This is a genomic window from Pseudomonas sp. GW823-FHT06B06, assembly GCF_058795195.1.
Window position 1 is genome coordinate 210,767 of sequence record NZ_JBXAHO010000002.1, and the last position, 12,971, is coordinate 223,737.

Consider the following 12,971-nt stretch of genomic DNA (forward strand, 5'->3'; position numbering starts at 1 on the left):
CTTAAACGTCAGCAGCGGGACCGCCGATAGGTGTTTCCGGACGCTCACCCTGCACCGCTGGCGGCGTACCGGAGGTACCCGTGCCACCCGACCAGTCGCGAGGCTCGCGAGGTGTGCGTCCAGCCATGATGTCGTCGATCTGCTCGGCATCGATGGTTTCATACTTCATCAGGGCATCGGCCATGGCGTCGAGCTTGTCACGGTTGTCCGTGAGGATCTGCTTGGCGGTGCCGTAGCACTGGTCGATGATGCTGCGCACTTCCGAGTCGATCAGCTTGGCTGTCTCACCGGAGAAACTTGCACTCTGGCCACCGCCTCCGCGACCGAGGAACACTTCACCTTCCTCTTCAGCGTACATCAGCGGACCGAGTTTTTCGGAAAGACCCCACTTGGTCACCATGTTCCGTGCAATCTGGCTGGCACGCATGATGTCGTTGGACGCACCGGTGGTGACGCCATCGAAGCCCAGGGTCATTTCTTCAGCGATACGGCCACCGTAAAGCGAGCAGATCTGGCTGATCAGCGCACGCTTGGACAGGCTGTAGCGATCTTCTTCCGGCAGGAACATGGTCACGCCCAGCGCACGACCGCGCGGGATGATCGAGACCTTGTAAACCGGGTCATGCTCAGGCACGACGCGACCCACAATGGCGTGGCCAGCTTCGTGATAAGCCGTGTTCTGCTTTTCTTTCTCGGACATGACCATGGATTTGCGCTCGGCGCCCATCATGATCTTGTCCTTGGCCAGTTCGAACTCTTTCATTTCGACGATGCGCTTGCCGGCACGGGCAGCGAACAACGACGCCTCGTTGACCAGGTTGGCCAGGTCGGCACCGGAGAAACCCGGGGTACCACGAGCGATCACTGCCGGAGCGACGTCGTCGCCCATTGGCACCTTGCGCATGTGGACCTTGAGAATCTGTTCGCGACCACGGATATCCGGCAGACCGACCACGACCTGACGGTCGAAACGGCCCGGACGCAGCAGCGCAGGGTCCAACACGTCAGGACGGTTGGTCGCGGCAATCACGATGATGCCATCGTTCATTTCGAAGCCGTCCATCTCCACCAGCAACTGGTTGAGTGTCTGCTCGCGTTCGTCGTGACCACCGCCCATGCCGGCACCACGGTGGCGACCGACGGCGTCGATTTCATCGATGAAGATGATGCATGGAGCGTGTTTCTTGGCCTGTTCGAACATGTCGCGAACACGGCTTGCACCGACACCGACGAACATCTCGACGAAATCGGAACCGGAAATGGTAAAGAAAGGCACCTTGGCTTCGCCGGCAATCGCCTTGGCCAGCAAGGTCTTACCGGTACCCGGAGGACCGACCATCAATACGCCACGAGGAATGCGGCCACCCAGGCGCTGGAACTTGCCCGGATCACGCAGGAACTCGACCAGCTCACCGACTTCTTCCTTGGCTTCGTCGCAACCGGCAACGTCTGCCAGGGTGGTTTTCACCTGGTCTTCGGAGAGCAGGCGCGCCTTGCTCTTGCCAAAGCTCATCGGCCCGCCCTTGCCACCGGCACCGCCCTGCATCTGGCGCATGAAGAACATGAACACGGCGATGATCACCAGGATCGGGAAGCTCGCGACCAGGAGTTGGGTCCAGATGCTTTGCTGTTCAGGCTGCTTGCCTTCGACCACGACGTGGTTATCCACCAGGTCGCCGATCAGGCCGTTGTCCTGGATTGCCGGACGAATGGTCTTGAAGCTGTCGCCATCGTTGCGCTTGCCGGTAATCACGTAGCCATCAACCGCCACGCGCTCGACCTTGCCATCCTTGACCTGCTGGATGAAGTCGGAATAGTTGAGGGTCTGCGGCTCGTTAGGGCTGGAGAAGTTGTTCATCACTGTCACCAGGACAGCCGCGATGATCAACCACAGGATCAGATTCTTTGCCATATCGTTCAATTAACTACCCTCTGAAGCAAGCGCCGCTGTTGGCGCGCGCTTCGCATGATATTCACCGGCCTAACTTACTACATTACCTACAACTCTGGCAGGCGCCGTCTGTAACCCTTTGTGAAACTCTTCCTACACAATATTCGCTATTTCCCACAGGGCGAAATACGAAATTCCTATTGCCCTGCAAAAAAACCGCGCTTTATTCACTCCGGCCGCGGTAGCCCCAAGCCAGCATGTATTGCTCGCGGGAGCTGCCTCGGGAAGAGTCCGGCTTGATCATCTGGACCTTGTCGAATTTCTGACGAGCGTCCTTCACGTAAGCATCAAACCCTTCACCCTGAAAAACCTTGATCACAAAATTACCACCCGGCTTGAGTATCCGGGCTGCCAGATCAAGCGCCAGCTCGCAAAGAAACATGGCTTTGGGCATATCTACGGCAGGCGTACCACTCATATTGGGGGCCATATCGGAAATCACAAGGTCCACCGGCGAATTACCGACGGCGTCCAGGATCTGAGCGAGCACTTCGTCCTGGGTAAAGTCCCCCTGGATGAAAGTCACGTCCGGAATGCTGTCCATTTCCAGGATATCCGAGGCGATCAGGCGCCCCTGACCACCGATCAGCCGGCTAGTGACCTGCGACCAGCCACCAGGCGCCGCCCCCAGGTCAACAACGGTCATGCCCGGACGGATCAGCTTGTATTTCTCCTGGACCTCCAGAAGCTTGTAACTCGCACGCGAGCGGTAGCCATCCTTCTGCGCCTGCTTCACATAGGGATCATTGACATGTCTTTTCAGCCAACCAAGGCTTGTCTTGGAACGCGCCATTGGGCACCTCGATGATAAGGGTCGTGATTAGTTGGGCGGATCCACGAACCCTCGGGTAAAATGGCCGCCATTTTACAGAATCCAGACGAAAGGGTCAGATTATGCCGCTCACTCAAGAGCAGAAGAAACAGTACAAATCCATTGGCCACCATCTGAAACCGGTTTTGATTGTGGCTGACAACGGTTTGACTGAAGGTGTGTTAGCCGAATTTGAACGCGCATTGGCGGATCACGAACTGATCAAGATCAAGCTCAATATCCTCGATCGCGAATCGCGCCTGGCATCCATTGCCGAGCTGTGCAAGGTTGGCAAAGCGGATCTGGTACAGGTCATCGGCAAGATGGCACTGATTTACCGCAAGAACTTCAGCGTCAACAAGCAGCTGTCGAACGTCCATCGCTTCAAGTGATGACAAGGGTCAAGGGTGTGCTTCGCGCACCCTGACACTCCATCCGGGCACCGGCTGCATAATCAGCACCAGCCCCGAGAACCCCAAAACCAGATAGCTGAACACCTGCCAGCGCTGCGCATCCGGCCAGCCGATAGGCACGGCCACAAACATCGCACAGGCGCACAACGCGACCAGCAGCACCTGCCCACGAAAATCCCGCCATAGACTGGCAAGGCCATTAGCCTGTACCAGCACTAAAGCCTGAAAGATCACGCACACGGCGGCAAACCCCACCACCACCGTCTCGAACATGCCGGCGATCTCATCGATCAGCAACGGTGCCAGGCCAATTCGGCCCAACACCGGCTGCAAACCGAGATGCACCAGCCACAGACCGCCGACCCACAACATCTGGGCCAGCTGCCAGAGCATGGCGCCCGCATTCAGCGGGCGCCTTGCTTCAGATGTGACGGACTTCGACAATCTCGTACTCGATAACGCCACCAGGCGTTTTGACGACGACCACATCACCCTCTTCCTTGCCGATCAAGGCTCGAGCCAAGGGTGAACCGACCGAAATCTTGCCGAGTTTGAAGTCAGCCTCATCCTCACCCACGATGTGGTAAGTGACGCTTTCATCAGTCTCGACGTTGGCGATTTCGACGGTGGTGCCGAAGATAACCTTGCCAGTGTGAGGAATGGTCGTGACGTCGATGATGACCTGATTCTGAATCCGGCCTTCGATGTCACGAATCCGCGCCTCGACCATACCCTGCTGCTCGCGAGCAGCGTGGTATTCGGCGTTTTCCTTCAAGTCGCCCAACTCACGGGCCGTACCGATGTCCTGGCTGAGCTTTGGACGGACGACTTTGGTCAGGTGAGCGTGCTCTTCCTCCAGGGCGCGAGCGCCCTGAACGGTCATCGGGTACTTCGTTATGCTCATGCCTTCAATCCTGCGTGTAGATCCTGCAAGCGGCGTACGGTCTTCTCGGGACCGAACTTCAGCGCTTCACAGATCGCTTCGCCAGCAGCAATGGTGGTGGTGCAGTAAATCTTGTGCTGCAGGGCATTGCGACGAATGGAATAGGAGTCAGCGATCGACTGACGGCCTTCGGTGGTGTTGATGATCAAGGTGACTTCGTCATTCTTGATCATGTCGACTACGTGCGGACGCCCTTCGGTCACCTTGTTCACGCGGCGCACTTTCAGGCCTGCGGCTTCGATCAGCTTGGCAGTACCGGCAGTGGCAACCACTTCAAAGCCCAAGTTGATCAGATCACGGGCCACGCCTGCAACCAGTGGCTTGTCGTCATCACGTACGCTGATGAACGCAGTACCGCCGGTCGGCAGTACTTCGCTGGCACCCATCTGGGCCTTGGCGAATGCTTCACCGAAGGTGTCGCCCACGCCCATCACTTCGCCGGTCGACTTCATCTCTGGGCCGAGGATCGGGTCGACGCCAGGGAATTTGGCGAACGGGAACACCGCTTCTTTCACGCTGTAGAAGTTCGGGATAATTTCCTTGGTGAAACCCAGCTCCTGCAGGGTTTTACCGGCCATCACGCGCGCTGCGATCATCGCCAGGGAAACACCGATGCACTTGGACACGAACGGTACGGTACGCGAAGCGCGCGGGTTGACTTCGATGACGTAGATGTCTTCGCCTTGCAGCGCCAACTGAACGTTCATCAGGCCGACCACGCCCAGTTCCAGGGCCATTTTCTTGACCTGTTCGCGCATTTCGTCCTGGATGTGCGCCGGCAGGGAGTATGGCGGCAGCGAGCACGCGGAGTCACCGGAGTGAACGCCGGCCTGCTCGATGTGCTGCATGATCGCGCCGATCACTACGTCCTTGCCGTCGCAGACCGCATCCACGTCCATTTCAATGGCGCAGTTGAGGAAGTGGTCCAGCAGCACCGGGCTGTCGTTGGACACTTGAACCGCTTCACGCAGGTAGCGCTTGAGTTCTTCTTCTTCGTAGACGATTTCCATCGCACGACCGCCCAGTACATAGGACGGGCGCACCACCAGCGGGTAACCGATCTTGCTGGCTGCACGAATCGCTTCGTCTTCGCTGCGCACGGTGGCGTTTGGCGGCTGACGCAGGTTCAGGCGCTGGACCATTTGCTGGAAGCGCTCGCGGTCTTCGGCGCGGTCGATGGCGTCAGGGCTGGTGCCGATGATCGGCACGCCAGCGGCTTCCAGGGCACGGGCCAGTTTCAGCGGGGTCTGGCCGCCGTACTGAACGATCACGCCTTTTGGCTTCTCGACGCGGACGATTTCCAGCACGTCTTCCAGGGTCACTGGTTCGAAGTACAGGCGATCGGAGGTGTCGTAGTCGGTGGAAACGGTTTCCGGGTTGCAGTTGACCATGATGGTCTCGTAACCGTCATCGCGCAGGGCCAGTGCCGCGTGCACGCAGCAGTAGTCGAACTCGATACCCTGGCCGATACGGTTAGGACCGCCACCCAGGATCATGATCTTGTCGCGGCCCGACGGCGCGGCTTCGCACTCTTCTTCGTACGTGGAGTACAGGTACGCGGTATCGGTGGCGAACTCGGCGGCGCAGGTGTCGACGCGCTTGTAGACCGGGAAGATTTCCAGCTTGTGGCGGTGGGCACGCAGGCTCTTCTCGGTCACACCCAGCAGCTTGGCCAGGCGCATGTCGGAGAAGCCCTTGCGCTTGAGACGGAACATCAGGTCACGGTCGATGCTGGTCAGACCCAGGGTCTTGACCTTCTCTTCGTCCTTGATCAGATCTTCCATCTGCACCAGGAACCAAGGATCGATCATGGTCATGCCGAAGATGTCTTCAACGCTCATGCCAGCGCGCATGGCGTCCGCCACGTACCAGATACGCTCGGCGCCCGGCACGGTCAGTTCGCGCTTGAGGATGCTCATGCTTTCCGGGTTGCGCAGGTCAACCTTCTCGTCCAGACCGCAAACACCGACTTCCAGGCCGCGCAGGGCTTTCTGCAGGGATTCCTGGAAGGTGCGGCCGATGGCCATGACTTCACCTACCGACTTCATCTGAGTGGTCAGGCGCGCATCAGCCTTGGAGAACTTCTCGAAGGCGAAACGTGGCAGCTTGGTCACGACGTAGTCGATGGACGGTTCGAAGGACGCCGGGGTCTTGCCGCCGGTGATGTCGTTCGACAGCTCGTCCAGGGTGTAGCCCACAGCCAGCTTGGCCGCGACCTTGGCGATCGGGAAACCGGTAGCCTTCGAGGCCAGTGCCGAGGAACGGGATACACGCGGGTTCATTTCGATCACGACCATGCGGCCGGTGTTCGGGCAGATACCGAACTGAACGTTCGAACCGCCGGTTTCCACGCCGATCTCACGCAGTACCGCCAGGGAGGCGTTACGCAGGATCTGGTATTCCTTGTCGGTCAGGGTCTGTGCCGGCGCCACGGTGATCGAGTCACCCGTGTGCACGCCCATCGGGTCAAAGTTTTCGATGGAGCAGACGATGATGCAGTTGTCCTTTTTGTCGCGGACAACTTCCATTTCATATTCTTTCCAACCGATCAGCGATTCGTCGATCAGCAGCTCTTTGGTCGGAGACAGGTCCAGGCCGCGGGCGCAGATTTCTTCGAACTCTTCACGGTTGTACGCGATACCGCCACCGGTGCCGCCCATGGTGAAGGACGGACGGATGATGCACGGGAAGCCCAGCTTCTCGAGGACCGCATTGGCCTCTTCCATGCTGTGGGCGATGCCGGAACGCGGGCACGCCAGGCCGATGGATTTCATCGCCTTGTCGAAACGCGAACGGTCTTCAGCCTTGTCGATGGTGTCGGCGTTGGCACCGATCATTTCTACGCCGAACTTCTCCAGGACGCCTTCGCGCTCCAGGTCCAGGGCGCAGTTCAGGGCGGTCTGGCCGCCCATGGTCGGCAGCAGCGCGTCCGGACGCTCTTTCTCGATGATCTTGGCAACGGTCTGCCACTTGATCGGCTCGATGTAGGTGGCGTCGGCCATGGCCGGGTCGGTCATGATGGTGGCCGGGTTGGAGTTCACCAGGATGACGCGGTAGCCCTCTTCGCGCAGGGCTTTGCAGGCCTGGGCGCCGGAGTAGTCGAATTCGCAGGCCTGGCCGATCACGATCGGGCCAGCGCCAAGAATCAGGATGCTTTTAATGTCTGTACGTTTTGGCATGGGTTTGTCACTCAAATCCGCAGGTCAGTCGGCAAGCCGTCTTGTTCAATCTGTGAAGACTTGAAGGGGTCGCCGATATCGGGACCACCCTCAAGCTTTGCAACATCAGGGCGAGCGATCAGCGTCGCTTGGCCATCTCGTTGATGAAGCGATCGAACAGAGGTGCTACGTCGTTCGGGCCAGGGCTGGCTTCAGGGTGACCCTGGAAGCTGAAGGCGCTCTTGTCGGTACGCTCGATACCTTGCAGGGTGCCGTCGAACAGCGATTTGTGAATCGCGCGAACGTTGGCAGGCAGGGTGGCTTCGTCTACCGCAAAACCGTGGTTCTGGCTGGTGATCATCACCACGCCGCTGTCCAGATCCTGGACCGGGTGGTTGGCACCGTGGTGGCCGTGACCCATTTTCAGGGTCTTGGCGCCGGAGGCCAGGGCCAGCAGTTGGTGACCGAGGCAGATACCGAACACCGGGATGTCGGTTTCCAGCACATCCTTGATCGCCTGGATCGCGTAGTCGCAAGGCTCGGGATCGCCAGGGCCGTTGGACAGGAACACGCCGTCCGGCTTCAGGGCCAGCGCTTCGGCGGCTGGAGTTTGTGCAGGCACCACGGTCACGCGGCAACCGCGCTCGACCAGCATGCGCAGGATGTTCACCTTGACGCCGTAGTCGTAGGCCACCACGTGGTACGGCAGTTCGGAGGCTTCGATGGTCGCGTGGCTGTCGGTCTTCAGATCCCAGACAGTCGAACGCCACTCGTACTTCTCTTTGGTACTGACGACTTTCGCCAGGTCCATGCCCTTGAGGCCAGGGAAGCCTTGGGCAGCGGCGATGGCGGCTTCTTCGGAAATGTTGTCACCGGCCATGATGCAGCCGTTCTGCGCACCTTTTTCACGCAGGATGCGCGTCAGGCGGCGAGTGTCGATACCGGCGATGGCCACGACGTTGTTGGCCTTCAGGTAGTCCGACAGGGACATCGTGTTACGCCAGTTGCTCGCCACCAGCGGCAGGTCACGGATGACCAGGCCAGCAGACCAGACGCGGTTGGACTCGGCGTCTTCCGGCGTGGTGCCGGTATTGCCGATGTGCGGGTAAGTCAGGGTAACGATCTGTTGGGCGTAGGAAGGATCGGTAAGGATTTCCTGATAGCCGGTCATTGCGGTGTTGAACACCACCTCACCAACGGTTTGACCGTCGGCTCCAATGGCTTCGCCGCGAAAAATGCTGCCATCAGCAAGGGCGAGTATGGCTGGCTTAGTCAAGAAGACCTCCCGTAAATAAAGCCTGAAAGGGCGATCGCAGGTTGTAAAAAAGCGGAGTGACGTATGGACACGTCACCCCGCTTCTTCACTGAATTATTCTGCGCGCTTTTAGTGGACACACTAAAGCTGTAGCTTACAGAAAAAGGCATTTTTGGTCTACCGCCAATGAGCCTTAAAGGCTGGAGAATGCGACAGGTCGTCGCTTGGCGGGGTAAAACCGGGCTCACACGCTGTGCGCGAGCCCGATTTAGGGTGCATCTTAACGCAGGTCGAGCACGTCTTGCATGTCATAAAGACCCGCTTCACGCCCGTCGAGCCACAAAGCAGCACGCACCGCACCCTTGGCGAAGGTCATGCGGCTGGAGGCCTTGTGAGTGATCTCGACACGCTCACCGTCGGCTGCGAACAACACAGTGTGATCACCCACAATATCGCCAGCGCGCACCGTGGCAAAACCGATGGTCTCGCGCTCGCGAGCACCGGTCTGGCCCTCACGACCGTAAACCGCGACTTTCTTCAGGTCGCGACCCAGGGCATCGGCAATCACCTCACCCATGCGCACGGCCGTACCGGACGGCGCATCGACTTTATGCCGATGGTGAGCTTCGGTGATCTCGATATCGACATCATCGCCCAGCACCCGGGCGGCGGTATCGAGCAGCTTCAGGCACAGGTTTACACCGACACTGAAATTGGCCGCGAAGACGATCGGGATATCCTTGCCCGCCTCTGCCAGCAACTGCTTCTCTTCAATACTGAAGCCGGTGGTGCCAATGATCATCGCCTTGTTGTGCTTGCGGCAGAAGGCGAGGTTTTTCAGGGTCACCGTCGGATGAGTGAAGTCGATCAGCACGTCGAACTCATCGACCACGCGATCCAGGTCACCCGACAGCGGCACGCCGATGCGACCGATAGCCGCCAGCTCACCGGCGTCCGCGCCGACCAGCGTACTGTCAGGACGATCCACTGCCGCCGTCAGGCCGGCACCTGGCGCCTGTTGCACAGCCTCGATCAGGGTTTTGCCCATGCGCCCGGCGGCGCCCATCACAGCTATACGTCGCATGCCTGTCTCCTTACAAATCGCCGAAGAAGCGCTTCACGCCTTCGAACCAGCCCGTGGTTTTCGGGGAATGACTGTTGTCGTCCGCCAGGGAGCTGCGGAACTCTTCGAGCATTTCACGCTGGCGACGGCTCAGGTTGACTGGCGTCTCGACTGCCACACGGCACATCAAGTCACCCGCACCGCCGCCACGCACAGGCGCAACGCCCTTGCCACGCACGCGGAACTGCTTGCCGGTCTGAGTCCCCTCAGGGATTTTCAGCTTGACTCGACCATCGAGGGTCGGAATCTCCAGCTCGCCACCCAACGCCGCATCGACGAAGCTGATAGGCACTTCACAGAACAGATGCTTGCCGTCACGCTGGAAAATCGAGTGCTCGCGCACGTTGATCACCACGTACAGATCGCCGGTTGGCCCGCCCTGGGCACCCGCCTCGCCCTCGCCCGACAGGCGAATGCGGTCACCGGTATCGACACCGGCCGGCACTTTGACCGACAGGGTCTTGTACTCTTCGACACGACCTTCGCCATGGCAGGAATCGCAAGGATCGGAAATGATCTTGCCCTGGCCGTGGCAACGCGGACAGGTTTGCTGCACCGAGAAGAACCCTTGCTGCATGCGCACCTGGCCGATACCGCCACAGGTCGGGCAGGTCACCGGCGAAGAGCCTTTCTTGGCACCCGAGCCGTCACATGGCTTGCAGTTGACCAGTGTCGGAACGCGAATATTCACGCTGGTGCCACGCACCGCTTCTTCCAGGTTCAGCTCCAACGTGTAACGCAGGTCGCTGCCTCGCTGGGCACCACCGCGGGAACCACCGCGACCGCCACCGAAGAAGTCGCTGAAGACATCACCAAAGATGTCCGAGAAGTTCTGGCCACCGAAACCGGCGCCGCCACCACCCATGCTCGGGTCGACACCGGCATGACCGTACTGGTCGTAGGCCGCACGCTTGCTGGAATCGGAGAGCACTTCGTAGGCCTCGTTGGCCTCCTTGAACATCTCTTCCGACGCCTTGTCATCAGGATTACGGTCCGGGTGATGCTTCATCGCCAGGCGACGGTAGGCCTTTTTCAGGTCCGCCTCGCTTGAACCTCGCTCAACACCCAATACTTCGTAATAGTCACGCTTTGCCATAAGTCTCTGCACTCTTGAGGACGTTCGACAAACCTCTCCTGAGCCTCGTCAAACTCGTTGAGCCCCAATACAGGCCCGGACCCAACTCACGTCAATTCAACGATCCTGGTCTTTGTTTCAATGTGGCACTTTCGGCTCGGAAAGCAGGAGCATTCCCGACCATGCCGCCAACAAGCGAACCGTGTCGCATGCTGTAAAAATTCGCTGACTCCAGACACGCCAACGCGGGAGCAAGCTCCCGCGCGGCGACATCCTACCAGTCACCGCCTGAAGGCAGTCAACCGGCCGACCAACAACTTACTTGTGGTCTTTTACTTCTTCGAACTCAGCATCGACAACGTCGTCTGCCTTTTGCGCCTTGTCGTCGTGCGGTGCCGCGCCTTCAGCAGGCTGAGCCTGTTCGGCGTACATCTTCTGCGCCACTGGAGCGGAGACTTTCGACAGCTCTTCAACCTTGGCTTCGATAGCAGCCTTGTCGTCGCCTTTTACAGCGGCTTCCAGGGCAACCACGGCAGCTTCGATCGCAGTCTTCTCTTCAGCGCTTACCTTGTCGCCAGCGTCAGCGACCATTTTGCGCGTCGAGTGAACCAGTGCATCACCCTGGTTACGGGCAGCGGCCAGCTCTTCGAACTTGCGGTCTTCCTCGGCATTGGCCTCGGCGTCACGCACCATGCGCTCGATCTCTTCATCGGACAGGCCGGAGTTGGCCTTGATCACGATCGACTGAGTCTTGCCGGTGGCCTTGTCCTTGGCGCCTACATGCAGGATGCCGTTAGCGTCGATGTCGAAGGTCACTTCGATTTGTGGCACGCCACGTGGTGCTGGTGGAATCTCGGCCAGGTCGAACTTGCCCAGGGACTTGTTCTGTGCAGCCTGCTTACGCTCACCTTGCAGCACGTGAATGGTCACGGCGCCCTGATTGTCGTCGGCAGTCGAGAACACTTGCGATTTCTTGGTAGGAATCGTGGTGTTTTTCTCGATCAGCGCAGTCATCACGCCACCCATGGTTTCGATACCCAGGGTCAGCGGGCTAACGTCCAGCAGCAGAACGTCTTTCACGTCACCGGCCAGTACCGCACCCTGGATGGCAGCACCCATGGCAACAGCTTCGTCCGGGTTCACGTCTTTACGTGCTTCTTTACCGAAGAACTCGGTCACCAGCTTCTGAACCAGAGGCATACGGGTCTGACCGCCGACCAGGATCACGTCGTTGATCGCGCCAACGTCGATACCGGAGTCTTTCAGCGCAATGCGGCAAGGTTCGATAGTGCGTTGAACCAGGTCTTCAACCAGCGCTTCCAGCTTGGCGCGGGAGATCTTCACGTTCAAGTGCTTAGGACCGGTAGCGTCTGCAGTGATGTACGGCAGGTTGACGTCGGTCGACTGAGCGGAAGACAGCTCGATCTTGGCTTTTTCAGCGGCTTCTTTCAGGCGCTGCATCGCCAGCGGATCACCCTTGAGGTTCATGCCGCTTTCTTTCTTGAATTCGTCGACGAGGTAGTCGATCAGACGAATGTCGAAGTCCTCACCACCCAGGAAGGTGTCGCCGTTGGTGGCCAACACTTCGAACTGGTGCTCGCCATCGACTTCAGCGATCTCGATCACGGAAACGTCGAAAGTACCGCCACCCAGGTCATAAACGATCACGGTGTGATCGCCCTTGGCCTTGTCCATACCGTAAGCCAGAGCAGCCGCGGTTGGTTCGTTGATGATACGTTTCACGTCCAGGCCCGCGATGCGGCCGGCGTCCTTGGTCGCCTGACGCTGGCTGTCGTTGAAGTAGGCCGGAACGGTGATCACCGCTTCAGTCACTGGCTCGCCGAGGTAGTCTTCGGCGGTCTTCTTCATCTTCTTCAGGATTTCAGCCGAGATTTGTGGCGGCGCCATCTTCTGGCCGTTCACTTCAACCCAGGCGTCACCGTTGTCAGCCTTGGCGATCTTGTACGGAACCATCTTGATGTCTTTCTGCACGACTTCTTCGTCGAACTTGCGACCGATCAGACGCTTCACGGCGTACAGGGTGTTATGCGGGTTGGTCACAGCCTGACGCTTGGCGGACTGGCCGACCAGGATTTCGCCATCGTTGGCGTAAGCGATGATCGACGGCGTGGTACGCGCGCCTTCGGCGTTTTCAATAACTTTGGCTACGCCGTTTTCAAGCACGGAGACGCAGGAGTTGGTGGTCCCCAGGTCGATACCGATAATTTTGCCCATGTTCACT

10 protein-coding genes are annotated in these 12,971 nt (G+C 59.0%); 1 reads left to right on the forward strand and 9 read right to left on the reverse strand.

The window, feature by feature from the left end; translation table 11 throughout:
* Window position 1 precedes the first annotated feature (1 nt).
* The gene (ftsH, locus tag AC1Q8Q_RS02630; protein WP_020796530.1) at window positions 2-1,912 is read right to left on the reverse strand and encodes an ATP-dependent zinc metalloprotease FtsH; all 1,911 of its coding nucleotides are present in this window, start codon (window positions 1,910-1,912) and stop codon (window positions 2-4) included.
* A gap of 202 nt (window positions 1,913-2,114) precedes the next feature.
* Window positions 2,115-2,744, reverse strand: a complete 630-nt coding sequence (gene rlmE, locus AC1Q8Q_RS02635) for a 23S rRNA (uridine(2552)-2'-O)-methyltransferase RlmE (RefSeq protein WP_008057410.1) — start codon at window positions 2,742-2,744, stop codon at window positions 2,115-2,117.
* Between the two features lie 101 nt (window positions 2,745-2,845).
* On the opposite strand from rlmE, the gene AC1Q8Q_RS02640 reads away from it, so the two are divergent.
* The gene (locus AC1Q8Q_RS02640; protein ID WP_020796529.1) at window positions 2,846-3,154 is read left to right on the forward strand and encodes a YhbY family RNA-binding protein; all 309 of its coding nucleotides are present in this window, start codon (window positions 2,846-2,848) and stop codon (window positions 3,152-3,154) included.
* Window positions 3,155-3,163: 9 nt separating this feature from the next.
* Here the strand turns inward: AC1Q8Q_RS02640 and AC1Q8Q_RS02645 are convergent, their stop codons facing one another.
* The 7 genes from AC1Q8Q_RS02645 to dnaK form a co-directional block, all read right to left on the reverse strand.
* Entirely contained in the window at window positions 3,164-3,568 is a 405-nt protein-coding gene (locus tag AC1Q8Q_RS02645) for a hypothetical protein (RefSeq protein WP_020796528.1), read from the reverse strand.
* Between the two features lie 28 nt (window positions 3,569-3,596).
* Window positions 3,597-4,073 carry a transcription elongation factor GreA gene (greA, locus tag AC1Q8Q_RS02650; protein WP_032831479.1) on the reverse strand — a complete coding sequence of 159 codons (477 nt, stop codon included), beginning with the start codon at window positions 4,071-4,073 and terminating at the stop codon, window positions 3,597-3,599.
* A 2-nt stretch (window positions 4,074-4,075) separates the two neighbouring features.
* The gene (carB, locus tag AC1Q8Q_RS02655; protein WP_020796527.1) at window positions 4,076-7,297 is read right to left on the reverse strand and encodes a carbamoyl-phosphate synthase large subunit; all 3,222 of its coding nucleotides are present in this window, start codon (window positions 7,295-7,297) and stop codon (window positions 4,076-4,078) included.
* 118 nt (window positions 7,298-7,415) lie between these two features.
* Window positions 7,416-8,552 (reverse strand): glutamine-hydrolyzing carbamoyl-phosphate synthase small subunit, encoded by a 1,137-nt coding sequence (gene carA, locus AC1Q8Q_RS02660; RefSeq protein WP_020796526.1) that lies wholly within the window; start codon window positions 8,550-8,552, stop codon window positions 7,416-7,418.
* A 259-nt stretch (window positions 8,553-8,811) separates the two neighbouring features.
* On the reverse strand, window positions 8,812-9,615 hold the full coding sequence (gene dapB, locus AC1Q8Q_RS02665) for a 4-hydroxy-tetrahydrodipicolinate reductase (protein WP_492614781.1): 804 nt from the start codon (window positions 9,613-9,615) through the stop codon (window positions 8,812-8,814).
* Window positions 9,616-9,625: 10 nt separating this feature from the next.
* Complete coding sequence (gene dnaJ, locus AC1Q8Q_RS02670) at window positions 9,626-10,750, reverse strand: molecular chaperone DnaJ (RefSeq protein WP_020796525.1); 1,125 nt, start codon at window positions 10,748-10,750, stop codon at window positions 9,626-9,628.
* Between the two features lie 297 nt (window positions 10,751-11,047).
* Entirely contained in the window at window positions 11,048-12,964 is a 1,917-nt protein-coding gene (dnaK, locus tag AC1Q8Q_RS02675; protein ID WP_020796524.1) for a molecular chaperone DnaK, read from the reverse strand.
* Window positions 12,965-12,971: the final 7 nt, after the last annotated feature.